Origin of the sequence: Chitinophaga sp. (assembly GCF_036569185.1) — a bacterium.
Lineage (GTDB): Bacteria > Bacteroidota > Bacteroidia > Chitinophagales > Chitinophagaceae > Chitinophaga.
This window is the reverse complement of record NZ_DATCRD010000131.1, coordinates 1-19,988: the sequence shown is the minus strand read 5'-3', so window position 1 is coordinate 19,988 and position 19,988 is coordinate 1. Positions and strand designations below refer to the sequence as shown.

The 19,988-nt window shown below is 46.1% G+C and carries 14 protein-coding genes; 6 read left to right on the top strand and 8 right to left on the bottom strand.

What is annotated here, in order from left to right; genetic code table 11:
• The first annotated feature begins 13 nt into the window (after positions 1–13).
• Together VIM72_RS09290 and gyrB are read left to right on the top strand one after the other, a co-directional pair.
• Positions 14–1,621, top strand: coding sequence for a hypothetical protein (locus VIM72_RS09290; RefSeq protein ID WP_332002561.1), 1,608 nt, complete (start codon positions 14–16; stop codon positions 1,619–1,621).
• A gap of 122 nt (positions 1,622–1,743) precedes the next feature.
• Positions 1,744–3,726, top strand: coding sequence for a DNA topoisomerase (ATP-hydrolyzing) subunit B (gene gyrB, locus VIM72_RS09285; protein ID WP_332002560.1), 1,983 nt, complete (start codon positions 1,744–1,746; stop codon positions 3,724–3,726).
• 70 nt (positions 3,727–3,796) lie between these two features.
• Here gyrB and VIM72_RS09280 read toward each other — a convergent pair whose 3' ends face one another.
• Both VIM72_RS09280 and VIM72_RS09275 read right to left on the bottom strand, forming a co-directional pair.
• Positions 3,797–5,017: a tetratricopeptide repeat protein gene (locus tag VIM72_RS09280; protein ID WP_332002559.1), complete on the bottom strand. Its 1,221-nt coding sequence runs from the start codon at positions 5,015–5,017 to the stop codon at positions 3,797–3,799.
• A gap of 5 nt (positions 5,018–5,022) precedes the next feature.
• Complete coding sequence (locus tag VIM72_RS09275; RefSeq protein ID WP_332002558.1) at positions 5,023–6,351, bottom strand: AAA family ATPase; 1,329 nt, start codon at positions 6,349–6,351, stop codon at positions 5,023–5,025.
• Positions 6,352–6,693: 342 nt separating this feature from the next.
• Between VIM72_RS09275 and VIM72_RS09270 the strand changes: the two genes are divergently transcribed.
• The gene (locus VIM72_RS09270) at positions 6,694–7,152 is read left to right on the top strand and encodes a hypothetical protein (protein ID WP_332002557.1); all 459 of its coding nucleotides are present in this window, start codon (positions 6,694–6,696) and stop codon (positions 7,150–7,152) included.
• Positions 7,153–7,467: 315 nt separating this feature from the next.
• On the top strand, positions 7,468–10,692 hold the full coding sequence (locus VIM72_RS09265) for a TonB-dependent receptor (protein WP_332002556.1): 3,225 nt from the start codon (positions 7,468–7,470) through the stop codon (positions 10,690–10,692).
• Between the two features lie 81 nt (positions 10,693–10,773).
• Here the strand turns inward: VIM72_RS09265 and VIM72_RS09260 are convergent, their stop codons facing one another.
• Positions 10,774–11,478, bottom strand: a complete 705-nt coding sequence (locus VIM72_RS09260; protein ID WP_332002555.1) for an SIMPL domain-containing protein — start codon at positions 11,476–11,478, stop codon at positions 10,774–10,776.
• Positions 11,479–11,668: 190 nt separating this feature from the next.
• Positions 11,669–15,040 (bottom strand): transcription-repair coupling factor, encoded by a 3,372-nt coding sequence (mfd, locus tag VIM72_RS09255; RefSeq protein WP_332002554.1) that lies wholly within the window; start codon positions 15,038–15,040, stop codon positions 11,669–11,671.
• Between the two features lie 165 nt (positions 15,041–15,205).
• Here mfd and VIM72_RS09250 point away from each other — a divergent pair, with 165 nt between their 5' ends.
• Positions 15,206–15,925, top strand: coding sequence for a ferredoxin--NADP reductase (locus VIM72_RS09250; protein WP_332002553.1), 720 nt, complete (start codon positions 15,206–15,208; stop codon positions 15,923–15,925).
• A gap of 152 nt (positions 15,926–16,077) precedes the next feature.
• Here VIM72_RS09250 and VIM72_RS09245 read toward each other — a convergent pair whose 3' ends face one another.
• The 4 genes from VIM72_RS09245 to dtd all read right to left on the bottom strand — a co-directional run bounded on the left by VIM72_RS09245 (position 16,078) and on the right by dtd (position 19,377).
• A complete protein-coding gene (locus tag VIM72_RS09245; RefSeq protein ID WP_332002552.1) occupies positions 16,078–17,505 on the bottom strand; it encodes a glycine--tRNA ligase in 1,428 nt (475 codons plus the stop codon).
• A gap of 69 nt (positions 17,506–17,574) precedes the next feature.
• Positions 17,575–18,516 carry a YihY/virulence factor BrkB family protein gene (locus tag VIM72_RS09240; RefSeq protein ID WP_332002551.1) on the bottom strand — a complete coding sequence of 314 codons (942 nt, stop codon included), beginning with the start codon at positions 18,514–18,516 and terminating at the stop codon, positions 17,575–17,577.
• A gap of 41 nt (positions 18,517–18,557) precedes the next feature.
• The gene (locus tag VIM72_RS09235) at positions 18,558–18,887 is read right to left on the bottom strand and encodes a nucleotide pyrophosphohydrolase (protein WP_332002550.1); all 330 of its coding nucleotides are present in this window, start codon (positions 18,885–18,887) and stop codon (positions 18,558–18,560) included.
• 37 nt (positions 18,888–18,924) lie between these two features.
• Positions 18,925–19,377 carry a D-aminoacyl-tRNA deacylase gene (dtd, locus tag VIM72_RS09230; RefSeq protein WP_332002549.1) on the bottom strand — a complete coding sequence of 151 codons (453 nt, stop codon included), beginning with the start codon at positions 19,375–19,377 and terminating at the stop codon, positions 18,925–18,927.
• 99 nt (positions 19,378–19,476) lie between these two features.
• Between dtd and VIM72_RS09225 the strand changes: the two genes are divergently transcribed.
• Positions 19,477–19,935, top strand: coding sequence for a hypothetical protein (locus tag VIM72_RS09225; RefSeq protein WP_332002548.1), 459 nt, complete (start codon positions 19,477–19,479; stop codon positions 19,933–19,935).
• The last annotated feature ends 53 nt before the right edge of the window (positions 19,936–19,988 follow it).

Here is a 19,988-nt window from a genome sequence, read left to right as displayed (position 1 = left end):
CATACTTATCTTGTTGATACTGGGTACCGGCTGGTATCTCAACCAACATTGGAATAAACTGCTGAAGCGGGAGCTGCAGGGCTATGTGAGCGATTTGTCTGACAGTCTTTATACCGTAAAGTTCAAAGATCTTCATCTCGATGTGCTATCTGGCAGCATCACCATTGATAAGGCTAGTATGACAGCCGATTCCCTGGTATATCAGCGCCTGCTTACCCAACAGAAAGCGCCTGCCGAAATATATACCATCAGCGTAGACCGGCTGGAGCTCAGATATTTTAAGCCGTGGCGTTATTTTTTTGGAAGGGACCTCAGTGCCGGGGTACTCACGGTGAGCGGGCCCAGTGTGATTATGGAGCAAAATGCCACCGTGAAAGACACCAGTGCCCCCAGAACAGCCTACCAAAACATTTCTGCCAAAATGAAATCCATCTTTATAGGTAAGCTGGTACTGGACAGCACCAATTTCAAGTATATCTTTACCAGGAAAGATTCCTCCCGGGTTATTCATCAATTCCACAACCTGCGGATCCGCATCAATGACTTCCTGATCGATTCAGTGGCCCTGAACGATCCTACCCGCTTTTTATATGCCCGCAACTATGAGATCGGGATGAAGGATTATATGAACAGAACAAGGGATAGCCTTTACTGGATGTATATTCGCGGGATCCGCTACGATGCCGCCTTACGCACCCTGCACATCGGCCAGTTTGAACTGCAGCCGCGGTACGACAAGGCCGCTTTCCAGAAAAAAACAGGCGTGCAGCAAGACCGGTTTGAAGTGGTATTTAATGATATCAGCCTGCGCAATCTCAATCCCCGGTTGCTTTTACAGGAGCAACAGATCTGGGCCGACCGGGTAAACATCCAAAGCGGTAAATTAGACATCTACAGGAACCGTATGCTGCCAATGCCTCCTGGCAATAAACTTGGACAGTATCCCCACCAGTTGCTCGCCAAACTGAAAGTTCCGGTCAATATCGATACCCTTACCGGTAATAATATCAACCTGCAGTATACAGAACTGAGCCCGGTGACAGAACAAACCGGGTACATTAATTTCAGCCATATACACGGGCTGTTGCGGAATATCACGAATATCGACAGCCTGGTGGCTAAAAACAATCATCTCATTGCCGACTTTGACGCTGTTTTCCTGAAAAGCGGCAAGCTCACCGCCCGGTTCGATTTCCTGCTAAACGACAAGAACGGCAGGTTTGGCGTTTCGGGCCGGCTGAATAACATGAATGGCAAAGACCTGAACGTTATCACCCAGCCTATGGGAAAAATTGAAATCAAATCCTGTGATATCCGGGATCTCACCTTTAATATTAAAGGAGATGAACGGCGGGCCAGCGCCTTTGTAAAGCTGTTGTACCAAAATCTCAAGATTGCCGTTTTGAAGCAAAATGCAGATCATAAAGGATTTAAAAGAAAGGGGCTTATCAGCCTGGTGGCCAACGCATTGGTAATCAAATCTGAAAACCCTGCAAACGGGGAAAATGCCCGGACCGCCAATGTTACTTATACCCGCGATATCCAGAAATCGTTCTTTAACCTGGTGTGGAAAACTTTGTTTACAGGCGTAAAAGACATTGCTGGTGCTGGAAATCTCTAGTGGAAAAATGATGGGTCCTCCCGGCATAAAAACAGCCCTTCTTTTGTGGAAATAAGGCTTATTTTTCGTATTTTTGCATGATTGTCTACCGATTTTATTTCTAATAGATTTTACACCAACATATGAGCGAAGAATTAGTGCAAGCACCCAGCCCCAGCAGCAACGGATATGATGCAGGGAGTATACAGGTATTGGAAGGACTGGAAGCCGTTAGGAAGCGTCCGGCCATGTATATCGGCGATATTGGCATCAAGGGTCTCCACCACCTTGTTTATGAGGTAGTAGATAACTCTATAGATGAAGCCCTTGCCGGGTACTGCAAAAACATCGAAGTTACTATCCTGGAAGATAACTCTATCCGGGTGAAGGATGATGGCCGTGGTATCCCTACCGGTATTATTCCGAAGGAAGGCCGTTCCGCCCTTGAGGTGGTAATGACAGTACTCCACGCCGGTGGTAAATTTGACAAGAACACCTACAAGGTGTCCGGTGGTTTGCACGGTGTGGGTGTGAGTTGCGTAAACGCATTGAGCGACAGGCTACATGTGACTGTAGAACGTGAAGGCAAATTATTTGAACAGGAATATCACCGCGGTATCCCCCAATATGCGGTACGTGAAATAGGCCCCAGTGAAGCAACCGGTACTACCACGCACTTCAAGCCGGATGGCGAAATATTCAAGGAAACCACCTATAACCGGGAAATCCTGGCTGGCCGTTTACGCGAATTATCTTACCTGAACCGTAAGATCAAGATCACATTAACAGATGAGCGTGAAAAGGATGAAGAAGGTAATTTCTTCTCTGAAACCTTCTACAGTGAAGGTGGTATCCGTGAGTTTATCCAGATGCTGGATAAAGGCGCCCGCCGTAACCCGCTTTTACTTAATCCGATTTATGTAGAAACGCATGATGCGGCCTCCAATGTTGCCGTTGAGGTGGCACTGGTGTATAATGATGCTTTCAGTGAAAACATCTTTTCCTATGTGAATAATATCAATACCATTGAAGGAGGTACACACGTAGCCGGTTTCCGCCGTGCTATTACCCGTGTATTCAAATCTTATGGTGATAAAAATAAAATGTTTGAGAAATCGAAGGTAGAAGTTACCGGAGATGATTTCCGTGAAGGATTGAGCGCTATTATCAGTGTAAAAGTACCCGAGCCGCAGTTTGAAGGACAAACCAAAACCAAACTCGGTAACTCTGATGTAATGGGTGTGGTAGACAGCTCTGTAGCCGCCATCCTGGATGCTTTCCTGGAAGAAAATCCGCGTGAAGCAAAAGCGGTGATCAATAAAGTAGTGCTCGCCGCGCAGGCTCGTGAAGCCGCCCGTAAAGCACGTCAGCTGGTACAGCGCAAAAGCGTGATGACCGGTAGCGGTTTACCCGGTAAACTGGCCGACTGCTCCGACAATGATCCTGCTAAGTGCGAGCTGTACCTTGTGGAAGGAGATTCCGCGGGTGGTACTGCCAAACAGGGCCGCAACCGTAACTTCCAGGCCATCCTGCCGCTGCGTGGTAAAATCCTCAACGTGGAAAAAGCCATGGAGCACAAGATTTATGAAGACAATGAAATCAAAAACATCTTCACGGCACTGGGAGTAACCATTGGTACAGAAGAAGATGATAAGGCGCTGAACCTTTCCAAACTGCGCTACCACAAGCTCATCATCATGACGGATGCTGATGTGGATGGTAGTCACATTGCCACCCTGATCCTCACCTTTGTATTCCGCTATATGAAAGCAATGGTGGAACAGGGGTATGTATACATTGCCCAGCCACCGCTTTACCTTGTAAAGAAAGGAAAAGAGCAGGCTTACGCATGGACGGAAGAACAGCGTAAGGAAGCCACCATAAGGCTCGCTGCCGGCGGTAAGGAAGACAGTGTAACCATTCAGCGTTATAAAGGTTTGGGTGAGATGAACGCAGAACAACTGTGGGATACCACCATGAACCCTGAACAACGTACACTGAAACAGGTAACTATTGAAAGCGCTGCAGAAGCAGACCGCGTATTCAGTATGCTTATGGGCGATGAAGTTCCTCCGCGCAGAGCATTCATCGAATCACATGCGAAGTATGCAAAAATTGATGCTTAATTACGTAGATACGTTATCGTTATAAAGGAAGAATCCTGCCGTTTCAGCGGCAGGATTCTTCCTTTATACACTATCCTTCTCTTGTAAGAATATAATTTGCCAGTACCTGGTACAGGAATACGCCTACCAGCATAGCCGTAACTACTATGTTAAACGCATCGTTTATAACAAATGCCAGCACCGTGCCCAACACGCCCAAAAGCGCCAGTACTGCTGTATACCAGGTAATGATCCGGCGGTTCTTTTTACTTTCAGGTATATAAAACCCAGCAGCCGGCAGCAACATAATTCCGCTGCAAAGGCACAGCGCCAGTAAACCCTGCAGGTGGGTGAACAGGAACGCCACACCGGCGGCCAGCGATATGCACAACAGGATACCCACTACATTTGATACCTGTGTTTGTTCTTTACTAAGCGCATACCTGCCGTATGGGTTCAGGCGAAGGAACAGGTTACTCACCGGCGTAATCAGCCAGGTGGAAAGCGCCAGGAATGCCAGCAGCACATACACCGGGAAAAACACCTGGCTGGCAATTTGTGTGAGTATAAAAATGGCAATGATAATGATCCATTGGGTGCGCGCTTTTTGCCGCGCCATAAAAAAGGCGTAGTTCAGGAACTGCCTGTACAGCCAGTACCGGGCCTTCATAGCCTGTACCATACCTTGCCTCGCCCATTCGTTGGTAGGATCCAGTTTCAGGGATTCCCTGAAATGTTCCAGGGATTTCCGGTGATCGCCGGCTTCCAGCCACTTCTGCCCGAGGTTGGCATGTGTGTATGCATTTTCAGGATTATGCTCCAATGCCTCATGCAAATTGGAAAAGGCTTCCTCCTTCTTACCCAGCCTGAACAGGGCATGGGAGCGGAGGTTGAGACAGGCTTCATCATCCGGTTCAATGGCCAGTCCTTCTTCCGCCTTGTGCAGGGCAGCCTCATATTCTTTCTTCGACAACAGGATCTGGCTCCACATGGCAAAATAATTCACCCGGTAAGGGTTTATGGCCACTGCGTTACTGATGGTTCTGATGGCTTCATTAAACTGGTTCTTTGCAAAAGCGATCCTGGCCAGCAGGTACAGGAAGCGATCGTCGTATGGCGCAAAGCTGAGGGTATTGCCGGCTATTTGTGAGGCTTCTGCGGTGTTGCCTGTTTCCATGTAGCAAATCGCCAGCAGGTATAATCCGTCGGTATCGTGGGCATTGGTACTCAGGTGCTGGCGCAACGCGGCGAAGGCATCTTCAAAGCGGCCTTGTTGTACCAGAATCTGAGCGCGCTGAATTAATACAGCCATAATCGTTATTTCTTAATATCCAGGTATTTCAAAACATCATCGTAAAGACCGGTTTCATTTGAATACAGCGCATAGTTACGGGCAGTATTAAACCATTCCCTTGTGGTGGGTTTATGTGTTTTAGCGGCTTTTAATAATTCCTTTTGTGTAATAGGCTGTGGCGCTCCCTTTTGCAGGGCTTCCAACAGTTTTTCTTCTATAGCAATATCCACAATCGCTTTCAGGTCGGCGCCGGAATAACCGGGAGTAGCCTTTGCAAGCGCATTATAATTAATATCGCTCACGGGTTTATTGCGTAACTGTAGTTTCAGGATCTCTTCCCGTCCTTCTGTTTCCGGCGGCGCTACAAAAATGATCCGGTCGAAACGGCCGGGGCGGCGGAAGGCCGGATCCAGGCTCCACGGGGCGTTGGTTGCGCCAATAATCAGAATGTTCTCATTGCTGGCGGCAATGCCATCCATCTCAGCCAGGAACTGGTTAATAATATGCGTTGCTCCCGACTGCCGGAGTGCCGAACGGTTAGCGCCTAAAGCATCTACCTCATCAAAAAACAGTACACAGGGTTTGCTCTGGCGGGCCAACTCAAACAAGCTATGCAGGTTTTTCTCACTGGTGCCCACCCACATATCCAGCACATCGTGAATGCCTACATTGATGAACTCCGCCTGTATTTGCCCTGCAGTGGCTTTTGCAAGATATGTTTTGCCACAGCCCGGAGGGCCGTACAATAAAATACCGCCACCGGCTTTTTTTCCATAGGCTTTATAAAGATCAGGAAACTGCAGGGGCTTGATGATCTTCAGATCTATTTCCTGCTTCTCTCTTTCCATACCACCTACATCTGAAAAATTGATTTCCGGTTTCTCCAGCATGAATAGGCTCTCGCCTTCTTCCTCTTCTTCTTCATCTCCATTAAAAGAAGCGGAAGGTTGCTGGGCTACCCGGAAAAGCCCGTCCAGCGCCTCATCACGAAAGCCCGGGTTAATTTGCAGTAAATGCTGGTATACTTCTTTTGCAGCGGGCATGGATTGTTCCTTTACCAAAATGCGGCAATGCAGCAGCAGGGCGTCAAAATGATCCGGCTCCCGGCTCTCCAGCTGCTCAAGTACCACAATAGCTGCAGAATATTTATGCTGATGATAAAAAGTGCGCGCCAAGCCAAGCTGCGCTGCAGTATTGGATGACGACAGTTCCAGTACTTTCCTGTATTGTTCCTCTGCGGCAGTATACTCATAATCCTGTAGCAGTACCTGCGCCAGATGCATACGTAAAGGCACATTCTCCGGCGAAAACTGCACCGCCTCCTGTAATTGTTTTATTACTTCCGATGACATAATGTGCTTCTGTTTAATTATTCAGTAACCCCGTAATAATACGCAATTCGGCCGCAAAAAAAGTGTTAATTGTGCCTGAACTCCTGTGTTTTGTAAAAATACACAGTCCGGCTCAGCTATGACCAATGTTCCCAGGTTGTATGTATGAAGAAACAATAAATTAACCGTATATCCATATATATTTTATTTAATTAATAAATATTTATATATATTGCACCCGTATTATCCCTATGCCAGCAGAATCTAACCAGTATCCTATGCTAAACTGACTAGGCCGGCGGCGCATAGAGCAGCCGGCACTGGTTTTACTTCTGCAAAGCGGCATACCTAAATTATAGTGTTATGAGAATGAAACTCTTAATGGTAGCCGTTATTGCTGCTTTAGGAACGGCTTTCTGTTCCTGCGATAAAAAAAACGAAACCACACCCTCCAGTATCTTCTCTTTTAAACTGGATGGCGTTCAATACCAATCCAATGCCACCGAGGCTTATATCACCGATACCATATACACCGGTAAGAAAACGCTTGTACTGGATGGCGTTACCAACAACTTCGGACATCACATGGAACTGATGATCACTTTCCCTGATTCCCTGAAGACCGGCACTTACACGGAAGATGTGGAAATGTCACTGATGAATATCCAGGAAAAGGAAACAGGTTACGTGGGTAAAAGCATTAAAGTAATTATAACAGGCATTAATAGTAAACACGCGGAGGGCTCTTTCTCCGGTGTATTAATAAATGGTGAAACAGAAAAACCTTTAACGGACGGGACTTTTAAAGTCGCAATTTACTAAACACATTTCATGAATTTTCCCTGTATGCCCTGCCTCTAAAGGCGGGGCTTTCTTTTTCGTAGGTACGTTAAGGTTGTATTATATTGTTGATTGTTTACCCTGAGTTAACAAATAATTCCTATCTCATTTTCCTGCACTGTTAACATTAAGATGATATATACCTCTTATTTCTGATAGTATTTAAACCCAAACAAACCATCAAAGAGAGATTTCCTGTATGTTTTATGCACTTCTTAACAATTCCGTAATAATCTGTTAACATTCTGGTTGCATCAGACTGTTTCCTTTGCACCTGTAAATACTTACATACAGTTTATGAAATCATTTTTTACGCTACTAGCTAGCTTTCTTGTAATTCTGTGCTACAACGCGCATGCGCAGGTAACCACTTCTGTGATATCGGGAAAAGTATCTGATCAGGGTGGACAAGCCATTCCCGGCGTTACAGTAGTAATAGTAAACAACAGCACCGGCGCCAAATCCGGTGTACAAACCAACACAGACGGCCGTTATAACCTTCCCAACCTCAATCCGGGCGGTCCTTACACTATCACGGTTTCATTCATTGGATATAAGAAAGAAGTAAAATCAGATGTTAACCTCGGACTGGGAACCACCAGTTTCAACTTTAAATTACAGGAAGAATCAACCGCACTGAGCGAAGTTGTGGTAACCGGTAATGCCGGTGCAGGTAAAGCCGGTACCCGGGTAGGACAGGAGCAGATCAAAGCGCTTCCTACACTGAGCCGCAGCCTGCAGGATCTTACCAAAGTAACTCCGCAGAGCAACAACAACTCCTTCCTGGGTACCAACTACCGCTATAATAACGTAACTGTGGATGGTGCTATCAACAACGACGCTATCGGCTTCAGTCCATCACTCGGTGGCCAGAGCAATACCAGCGGTCAGCCAGGAAGCAGTACCCGTACCAACCCTGTATCAGTAGATGCGATCCAGGACATACAGGTATTACTGGCTCCATTCGATGTAAAGGTCGGTAACTTCCTCGGCGGCAGCGTAAACGCAGTAACCCGCAGCGGTACCAACGAAGTGCACGGCTCCATCTATGGTTTTGGCCGTAACGCTTCTATGGTAGGTAAAAACAACGCCGGCGACGGTTCCAAACTCCCCAGCGATTTTCATGAATACCAAACCGGTGTACGCCTCGGTTTCCCTATCATCAAAAACAAATTATTCTTCTTCACCAACGAAGAAATCACCCGCCGTGTGGATCCGGTGATCCTTGCTGCAGGTTCTGCTGATGGCGGCGGTATCTTAACAGAAAAAGATGCAGCTGATATCACTGCCCTGATGAAAACATATGGCGTAGATCCGGGCACTGCCGGTAACACCAGTATCTACTCGAACTCCAACAAATTCTTTAACAGGCTCGACTGGCACATCAACGAAAAACACCAGCTGGCCATCCGTAATAACACTATTACCTCTGAAGCTACCAACCTGGAACGCGATCAGCAGAACTTCCGTTTCAAAGGCATCGACTTCAAACAGGTAAATAACCAGACATCTACTGTACTTGAACTGAAAAGTAACTTTAACAGTACCCTGTCTAACAGCCTGATCCTGGGTTATTCCAATGTACATGATTACAGGGACCCACTGTCTGATCCTGCCACACCGCAGATCCAGATCAAAGGACGCACACCGGGCTCTTTCATCTTCCTGGGCACCGACCGTGAAGCCAGTATCTTCAACATGAAACAAAAAACATTTGAAGTAACTGATAACGTAACCCTGTTCAAAGGAAATCATACCATTACTTTGGGTACGCACAATGAGTTCTACAACATTACCTATGGTTTTGTAAACTCCTGGAATGGACGCCTGGATTATAACAGTATCGAAGACTTCCTGCAAAATAATCCGGCTCGTGTACGTGGGAACTATAACTACACCAACAATTCCCGTGATTATATCATGGCCAATCCTCCTGCCCAGTTCAAAGCAAACCTGCTGAGCGTTTACGGACAGGATGAGATCCAGCTGACAGACCGTTTCAAGATCACCCCGGGTATCCGCCTGGATTATACAGGCATTCCCAACAAGCAGCCGTTGAGCGATAAAACCATCAAATCTCCGGTGGATCCTAACTACGGTAACACCTATACGTATACCAAACCAAAGGATATCAAAAACGACTTCCTGAATAATGTACAGATCTCTCCGCGCATAGGCTTTAACTACGACATTAAAGGCGATAACAGCCTGGTACTGCGTGGCGGATCCGGCTTATTCACTGGTCGTATTCCTTTCGCATGGATCGGTTATGCTTACTACAACAATGGCGTTACTTACGGTGCTTACGATCAGAGAAATACCAAACCATTCGTTAATACCCCACTGCCTGCAGCAAAACCATCCGCTAACGGTATTGCAGATTTCGCGGCACAGAACGGCGTAAATGTAAAAGACGCTTCCGGCGCTACCCAGGTAGATATGATCGACAACAACTTCAAAATGCCGCAGGTATGGAGAAGCAGCCTGGCGCTGGATTATACTACCCACGACCAGTGGAAATTCTCCATAGAAGGTATCTACACCAAGGTAATTAAAGACCTGATGTTCCAGCAGGTAAACCTGGCAGATAATCCTACTTACTATGCATACGATGTAAACAAACAGCAGCCTATCTTCTCCGGTGCTAAAATAAATACGCTGTATACTAACGCTTACCTGTTGTCCAACACTGATAAAGGTTACCGTTACAGCATTACCGGCCAGGTATCAAAATCGTTCCCTTTTGGTCTGAACTTCATGGTAGCTTACACTTATGGCCAGGCAAAAGATATCACCAATGGTATCCGCAACTCCATGGAATCGAACTGGCAGCTGAACCAGGCGCTGAATCCAAACAACCCCGGACTGGCTTACTCTAACTTCGATATCCGTAACCGTATTGTTGCTACCGTTGCTTACAAACAAGATTGGGGAACCAAAGGCAAATGGGTTTCCAACTTCTCTGCCTTCTTCAATACTTCTTCCGGAACACCGTTCTCTTATGGTTTAGTAAACGCCACTATCAACGGAACTCCACAACAGGTGAGCCTTACCTACATCCCGAAAGATGTGGCTGAAGCTACCAACTTCTTTACTGATAAAGCAGGTGGACAAACAGCTGCCCAACAGGCTACCGCTTTCATGGATTATGTGAACAGCAACAGCTACCTGAGCGGCCGTAAAGGTCAGTTCACTGAACGTAACGGTGGCCGCACACCATGGAACACACAGGCCGATTTCCGTTTCGCACAGGACTTCAACTTCCAGGCCGGTAAAAAAGTACACACTATCACGTTGACTTACGATATCGTGAATGTTACTAACCTGCTTAACAAAGACTGGGGTATTCAATACTTTACGCCTAACACCTTTAACTCTATGGCCAGCGTTGGTTTAAGCCCAACCGGTAAAGTGGTTAACAATTATCCAACTTACACCTTCACCACTCCGGGCTCTCCTTATTCAAAAGACTTCTTTGCATCCCGTCACCAGATGCAGCTGGGCCTGAGATACAGCTTCTAATTCAGATTGTCGTTATAAAATATAAAAGCGGTTGTTCCAAATGGAACAACCGCTTTCTTTGTTATTACATCTCCGGTGTAATTATTTAATAGCAAATACTGCTCTTACTTCTGCACGGATCTTAATAGTTTTGAAATCAATATCAGAAGATGCTTCACCGGCGCCATTTGCATCTTTAGCCATATAGTTCACCATCATAGGGCGGGCATCTGCATAGTTATCTGTATTCATTTCCTGGATCTCTATTACGCCATCTGTTTTGTTACCGATAGCAGCCAGCATATACTCTGCTTTTTCTTTCGCTGCCTGTAAAGCTTTTATCTTTACTTCTTTACGGTAAGCTTCCATTTTGCTGGAAGAGTAAGAGGCGATCCTGGCGCTTTCAATACCTTCTGCATCTACTGCTCCGAGGATTTCATTGATTTTATCCAGCTTACTTAATTTAAGACGGTATTGTTTACGTGCCATAAATTCCAGCGGATCTTTTTTCTTCCTGAGAATTTCAAAGTTGTTGCCATAAACATTCTCTATGGTAAAATCAGCCTTTGGAATCCCGGCGTCGGCTACTGCTTTCTGCAGTTGTTTTTCCAGTGTACTGATCTCAACTTTGGTCTTTCCTTTCAGGTATTCTCTTAAAGAGATGTTGAAATAAATTTCGTCTGGTGTGATTTCCATTTCTGCGGAACCATTTACCTCAATCTTTTTTACCGGGGGTTGCTTATCTGCCTGTGCAAAAGTGCTCAGTGCAAAAAATAATCCAGCTGCTAATAACATTACCTTTTTCATGTGTCGAAGTTTTCTATTGTTAAAAAAATTTGTGTTTGTTGTTGTTTACGCCCTCATGATGCGGGGTGTAAAAGCGTTTCCACAAAAGGGGTTTTATAAAATTTTGTTAATGCAATAGTTACAGAAATAGAATTATACATTTCATACTAGCTATGAAACGATTACAAAGGAATTATGTTACAGGGAAAAATTATTTCCGGCTATCCGTCATGGCTTTCAGGAAGTCGTACAGGTCGTTCATATGACGGATGCGGGACGCCACCAGCATAAAGTTTTTACCTACCTGTTTTAGTTTGGCGTTGTTGGTACGGGTTTGTATATACGTTAATATATGATTGAACGTAGGCGATTCGAAATAAGGGGAATCGGGGTTATTGATAAAATAACAACGGAGGTTTTCTTCTTTCAGCATCATTTTTTCGAATCCTAGCTGTATGGCCATCCAACGGCAACGGATTGCTGTAAGCAGGTCTTTCACCGGCTCCGGCATAGGCCCGAAGCGGTCTATCATATCATTGGCAAAGGCCTGTAATTTGCCTTCTTCGGTGATATTATCCAACTCCTGGTAAAGGTTCAGTCTTTCCTGGATGCTTTCAATATAAGTATCAGGGATGAGTATTTCGAGATCTGTATCAATGGTACAGTCGCTCACAAAATCCTTTTTCTCCTCCAGCTGATCTTTAAAGAGATCGCGGAATTCATTTTGTTTCAGTTCGCGGATCGCTTCGTCCAGGATCTTCTGGTACATGTCGAAACCAATTTCCGCCATGAAGCCGCTTTGTTCTCCACCCAGCAGGTTACCGGCGCCACGGATATCGAGGTCGCGCATGGCAATCTGGAAACCGCTGCCCAGTTCACTGTGTTGTTCCAGTGTTTGCAAGCGTTTGCGACTATCAGATGGCAGTGTGCTCATAGGTGGCGCCAACAGGTAACAGAAAGCTTTCTTATTACTGCGTCCTACACGGCCGCGCAGCTGGTGCAGGTCGCTGAGACCGAAATGATGCGCGTTATTAATAATGATGGTATTGGCATTAGGAATATCCACACCGCTTTCCACGATGTTGGTGCATACCAGCACATCGTACTTGCGGTCAATAAAATCGAGGATCACTTCTTCCAGCTGATGCCCTTCCAGTTGCCCATGCGCTGTGGCAATAGACAGGTCGGGGCAAAGTCCCTGGATCAGACCGGCCATTTCTTTCAGCCCTTTTACCCTGTTGTGGATAAAATATACCTGTCCGCCTCTTTCCGCCTCATAGTAAATCGCTTCGCGGATCAGGTCCTGGTTAAACACCTGTACTTCCGTTTCAATGGCCTGGCGGTTAGGCGGAGGCGTATTGATAACTGAGAGATCGCGTGCGCCCATTAATGAGAACTGGAGCGTGCGCGGTATAGGCGTTGCCGTTAGAGTGAGGGTATCTACGTTATGCTTGATCTGTTTCAGTTTTTCTTTGGCAGAAACACCGAATTTCTGTTCTTCATCCACTACCAGCACGCCGAGGTCTTTAAACTTCACTTCCTTGCCCAGTAAGGCATGGGTGCCGATAATGATATCTATCTTTCCTTCTTCAAGGCGTTTAAGCGTTTCCTTTTTTTCTTTGGAAGATTTGAACCTGTTGAGATAATCAACGGTGCATGGAAAATCTTTCAGGCGTTCCGCAAATGTTTTATAGTGCTGGAATGCGAGGATGGTAGTAGGGACCAGTACGGCAGCCTGTTTACCATCTACAATAGATTTAAATGCCGCCCGGATGGCTACTTCTGTTTTACCAAATCCTACGTCTCCGCAAACGAGCCTGTCCATTGGTGCCGGCGATTCCATATCGCGCTTTACATCAGCGGTGGCTTTGCTCTGGTCCGGCGTATCTTCATAGATGAAAGATGCCTCCAGTTCTGTTTGCAGGTAGGTATCCGGCGTATGCGCGAAGCCTTGCTGGGCTTTACGTACCGCATACAGCTGGATCAGGTCCTTTGCAATATCTTTTACCTGCGTTTTGGCTTTTTCCTTCAGTTTATCCCAGGCATCGCTGCCAAGTTTATTTACTTTAGGTTCTACGCCTTCTTTTCCGGTGTATTTGCTGATTTTATGCAGGGAGTTGATATTTACATACAACAGGTCGTTGTTCTTGTAAATAATGCGGATGGCTTCCTGCATTTTACCGCCTACCTCAATTTTCTGCAGGCCGCTGTACATTCCCACACCATGATCGATATGCGTTACGAAATCGCCTGCCTGCAGCTCCCGCAAGGTTTTCATGGTAATCGCCTTATTTTTGTTGTAGGCTTGCTTTACCTTGTATTTGTGGAAGCGCTGGAAGATCTGGTGATCGGTATAACATACCAGTTTCAGCGAATGATCGATGAACCCGTTGCTGATAGCAACAGGGATGGGGAAGAATACAAAATCTGCTTTGAGGTCCTCGAATATACTGCGCAAACGTTCCAGTTGCCGCGGGTTGTCTGAGAATATAAAGAGGGAGTATTTATTGCTGTTATGTTTGCCGAGATCTTTGATCAGCAGGTCGAACTGCCGGTTAAATACGGGTTGCTCCTGTGTATCGAAAGCGATGAATTGTGGCTGGTAACCGTTGTCTGTAAGCCAGTCTTTGTTACCAAAAACAACGGTTGGCTTTTGCAGCAGCTGTTCCAGTAACGGCGAGGCTTTCACAAAGTCTTCTTCTTTCAGCGCCATTTCTTCATCTTCATCTACCTTCACTTTCTGACCGGTTTGCAGGAAATCGTCCAGTCGTTGTTCCATTTGTTCAATCACGCCTTTTACATAAGCGGGATCTTTCATCCATACCACGGTGTTGGCTGGAAGGAATTCGGTGAGGGGAGTTTTGCTATGGTCAGCCGCATGGGTGTCCATGTTGGCAATCAGTGTTACCTGTGTGAGCTTCCGTTCGCTGAGCTGCGATTCGGGATCAAACAGGCGGATAGAATCTATATCTTCCCCGAATAATTCAATACGGTAAGGCTTTTCATTACCAAAAGAATAAATATCCAGTATACCTCCCCTTACGGCGTACTGGCCGGGCTCATACACAAAATCGGTGGCATGAAAGCCCCAGCCGATGAGTTGTTCCAGCAGCGGGTCTACTTTCAGCATATCGCCCACTTTCAGCTGTACCATATTGGCGCTGAAAGCCTGGTTGCCCGCCACTTTTTCCCAGAGGGCTTCCGGGTAGGTGACCAGTATTTTTTTCCGTACGGCGTCTCCTGAAAATTTCATGAGCGCTTCCGTACGCAGCATGCTGTGGCTGCTGTTGATTTCATGGAACTGGCCGGCTTTCTTAAATGAATCGGGGAAATAGAAAATATCCAGAGCCTGGCTGAGTTGTTCCAGGTCGTTATGAAAATAGGCGGCCTCCTCTTTATCGTTCAGGATAAAAAGATGGTTCGCATCTGCATGCGCCCAGGTGCTCACTGCCACAAAGTTTATTGCGCTTCCACTAAGGGAAGAAAGCTGAAAGTATTGTGGGGTGGGTGATTGAATCCCCTTCACCAGCGACTGCAGGCGCGGATCACGTTGAAATAATTGTAATACAGCCTGTAAATTCATGAAGAATGCAAAGGTACGAAGATTTACCGGTTTTGAAATTTGATAGGGGAAGATATTTATAGATTCTCTTGCCGTTTTTTCATAATAAGTAAAATAAATAAGAAAATATCTCCATAGCAGAATGACAAATTTTCACTATATTCAGTAAGACCAAACTCAACTTCCATGCTGGACCTTTGGCATACCGGAATCGTAACTAAGCTGGTGGATGAAACCCACAACACGCGCCGTTTTTGGATACAGGTACCGGACATGGAGCGGTTTGATTTCAAACCCGGGCAATTCGTAACCCTGGACCTTCCCATCCACGAGAAAAAAAACAAACGCTGGCGTAGCTATTCTATTGCCTCCCATCCGGATGGCACCAATATAATTGAGCTGGTGATTGTTTTATTGGAAGGGGGCCTGGGGAGCACTTACCTGTTCAATGAAATAAAGGAAGGCAGCGAGCTGTTGCTGCGCGGGCCTCAGGGCGTTTTCGTGCTGCCGGAACAGTTAGACAAGGAATTGTTCCTGATCTGCACAGGCACCGGTATTGCGCCATTCCGCTCTATGGCTAATTATATTCATCTGCATGGTGTTCCGCATGCGCCTATCCACCTGATTTTTGGGGTCCGTTACCAGCGCGACCTGTTATATGCCGCGGAAATGCAGCAACTGGCGGCTACGCTGCCCAATTTCAACTATATACCCACTTTATCGAGGGAAGAAAACTGGAGCGGCCGAAAGGGTTATGTGCATAATGTTTACGAGGAGCTGCTACAGGATAAACGCCCGGCGAATTTTTTCCTTTGCGGCTGGAAAGCCATGATTGACGAGGCTAAGCTGCGGATCCAGGCAATGGGGTACGACCGGCATGATATACACCAGGAATTGTATGGGTAGAATATTTTTTAATGGAATCCTGGCATCTGCATGCGCAGCTGTTGAAGGCAATGCAACTTATGCAAAAAAGAGCACCATAAATAAAAAGGGCTACAACAGTTATAAATGCTTATACCGATTTATAAAAGTTGTAGCCCTGATAAATTATGTTACTAAAGAATCTTACTTAATACCAGCGCTTTTACTTCGCTCAGCGGGATGCGTTCCTGCTCCATGCTATCACGGTGGCGGATGGTAACAGTACCGTCTTCTTTGGTCTGGTGATCAATGGTAACACAGAAAGGCGTACCAATGGCATCCTGACGGCGGTAGCGTTTACCGATGCTATCTTTCTCTTCATAATAGCAATGGAAATGCTGTTTACATTCGTTGATCAGTAACTTTGCAGCTTCTGGTAAACCATCTTTCTTAGTCAATGGGAATACCGCCAGCTTAATAGGCGCCAGTTTAGGTGGAAATTTCAACACTACGCGGCTATCCTGTTTATCTTCCGTACTAAGGTCCTCTTCCGCGTAGGCATTACAGATAGTCAGCAGGAACATACGATCCAGGCCGATAGAGGTTTCTATCACATAAGGAACATAGTTCTGGTTAATTTCTGTATCGAAATACTGGATTTTTTTCTTGCTGTATTCCTGGTGTTGTTTCAGGTCGAAATCAGTACGGGAGTGGATACCTTCCACTTCCTTGAACCCAAACGGAAATTCATATTCAATATCCACCGCCGCATCTGCGTAGTGTGCTAATTTGATGTGGTTTTTGAACTGGTATTTCGCCGGGTCGGTGCCGAGGCTCAGGTGCCACTGCATGCGCTCTTCTTTCCATTTCTCATACCATTCCTGCTGGGTGCCAGGGCGAACAAAGAACTGCATCTCCATCTGTTCAAACTCACGCATACGGAAAATAAACTGCCTGGCCACGATCTCATTCCTGAAGGCCTTACCGATTTGCGCAATACCAAACGGCACTTTCATCCTGCCCGTTTTCTGCACGTTCAGAAAGTTGACAAAAATACCCTGGGCTGTTTCAGGACGCAGGAAAATTTCGCTGGCCTCATCAGTAACACTACCCAGCTGTGTGGAGAACATCAGGTTAAACTGACGTACATCGGTCCAGTTGGAAGTGCCGCTTATGGAACATTTTATTTTGTTGCTTTCTATCAGTGTTTTGAGCCCTGCAAAATCATTTTCCTTCAACAGCTCATCCATCTGCGCCAGGAGGGCATTGCCGGCTTCCTGTGGTAATGTTTCTGCAAAACCTTCAATCAGGTGATCAACCCGGTAGCGTTTATTGCTATCCTTGTTATCGATCATCGGGTCGCTGAAATTATCCACGTGTCCGGATGCTTTCCAGGTAGTAGGATGCATGAAAATGGCCGCATCGATCCCCACGATATTTTCGTGCAGCTGGGTCATGCTTTTCCACCAATAATCCTTAATGTTTTTCTTCAGTTCTGAACCATACTGACCGTAGTCGTATACGGCGCTGAGCCCATCGTAAATTTCGCTGGACTGAAAAACAAAACCATATTCTTTACAATGCGATATGATCGCCTGGAATTTATTCTGATCTGTAGACATAGTGGCGCAAAGATAAAGGCCTATTTTGAAAATACGTATGCGATTATAAAATAATTTATAATGCCGTGACTACCCTTCCTGAACAGGCTCCGGCTCGTGAGGAATTTCAATTTGTTTGATCCAAACGGCGTAATCGTTGGGGTAAATCTGTTCGCCGAAATACTGCACATAGTTACGGGTAAATACGGCCCCAAAATACAGGATAGCTGCGGAATAGTATACCCACAACAATATAATAACGATAGAACCGGCAGCGCCATAAGTGGAGCTTACTTTGCTGGCGCCGAGATAGTAACCAATGGCAAATTTGCCGATCATAAAAAGGATGGCGGTGGCTACAGCGCCCACCCGTACGTCTTTCCACTTGATCCGGGCATCCGGCAATACTTTGAAGATGATGGCAAACAAAGTGGAGATCACGAGGAAGGGCACCACGAAATCGGCCAGGGAAAAAAGAATACCAGATGTAATCCTGCCTGGAAGCAGGCTTACCACCAGGGAAGAAAATAATTCCACCAAACCGTTAATGGCCAATGATACCAGCAGGATAAACCCCAGGCTTACCACCAGCGAGAAAGACAACAACCTGTTCAGTATCATACGCAGCAGGCCATTTTTCTTGGGCTTTGATTTAAGTCGCCAGATAAAATTAATAGAGTCCTGGATTTCCGCGAACACCCCGGTGGCGCCTATGATCAGGGTAATAAAACCCACCATGGTAGCCCAGCTCATATCGCCGGAGAGGGAAGCGTTCTTTATCATGGATTGTATCTGTATGGCCGCATCATTGCCCACCAGGCCCCTGATCTGCCCGTAAATATTCCCTTCTATGGCGTCTCTTCCCAGGAACAGGTCGCACAGGAAAATAATAATGATCAGCATAGGAGCTACGGAGAATATAGTATAGTAGGCCAGTGCGGCGCTGAGCTTCATTACTTTATCGTCAATGAAATCGCTACCGGATTGCTTCAGCACCTGCCAGAAGACCTTCAGCTTGCTCGTTTTTTTCATAGCAGCATTTTAGTAACAGCAAACAAAAAGTATGCAGGCTGTTATGATTTCAATTTAGGGTTGTTATGATGCCGTTGTGCATCACGGATATTCTTCTTTTCAAAATTCTTTTCCAGGGCAACAGTCATATCAATACCGGTTTGATTGGCGATACAGAGCAGCACCCACATCACATCCGCCAGTTCATCTGCCAGCAGCTTTTTATTATCGCTTTCTTTTGATGACTGGTCGCCATACCTGCGGGCCATGATACGGGCTACTTCACCCACTTCTTCCGTGAGGATAGCCATATTGGTAAGCTCGCTGAAATAGCGTACACCAGTGGTGTTGATCCAGTTATCAATTTTTTCCTGGGCTTCCTGAATGGTCATGGATTAATTTTTATTTATTAAAGATAACAGAATGATCTTATTCGCGGTTATGTGAGTCGATGATAATAGTGACCGGGCCATCGTTCAGTAAAGACACTTTCATATCTGCGCCAAAAATTCCCCGCTGGATAGTAGTACCCATGTCCTGCTCCAGCTGCACGATCATTTTTTCATACAGGGGAATGGCCACATCCGGCTTACTGGCACGAATATACGAAGGGCGGTTGCCCTTTTTCGTAGAGGCGTGCAGGGTAAACTGGCTTACCAGTAAAATATCGCCATGAACATCTTTAACAGACAGGTTCATTACTCCCTCATCATCATTAAAGATCCGGAGGTTCACTATTTTGGCGCTCAGCCAGCGGATGTCTTCTTCCGTATCAATATCTTCTATACCCAGCAACACCAGCAGGCCCTGCTGGATTTCTCCGGTTACAGCTCCGTCTACGGTAACTGCCGCTGAACTTACACGTTGTATGACTACTCTCATGGGTTTTCGTTTAACGCCGGAAATTTAAGGCAAATCGTTTGTATCTGTAACATCATCCGCACTGATAACGTTTAACAGGCACCAAAAATATTACACACTATGGTCCGTATTTACTCCCTTTTAACTGCCGGGTTACTCCTGTTCGCATCCTGCAAAGTTTCTTCCGAAAAAAATCCCTGTGAAGGTATTATGTGCGACTACATGGCGCCTACCTGTAAATTCAGGCTGGTAGAACCCGGAACAGGCCATGATCTTGTTTATGGCCCTTATGCGCGCATACCGCTGGACAGTATCAGCATCCGGATGAAGGATACCATCCTACAGGTAAAGCAGGTGATTGATACGCCCAATAATACAGCGTTGTTATTCTTTCCTGTACTGGGGCCGCAATCTTTACGTGTAGGCCGGCCTGATAAGGCAACCCTCGATAAACTGAATTTCCTGACAAGATCAGTTGGGTGCTGCGGAACTGAAATATATAGTTTGCAGTTAAACGATAATCCTGTTGCTGTGCCGAAGGACAATAACAATGTTTACCTGATCCCGTATAATTTATAATAACTGCCGTGGCTGGCAGTAAAAACAGGTTGCAAGTGCCGGCATAGAGGCAG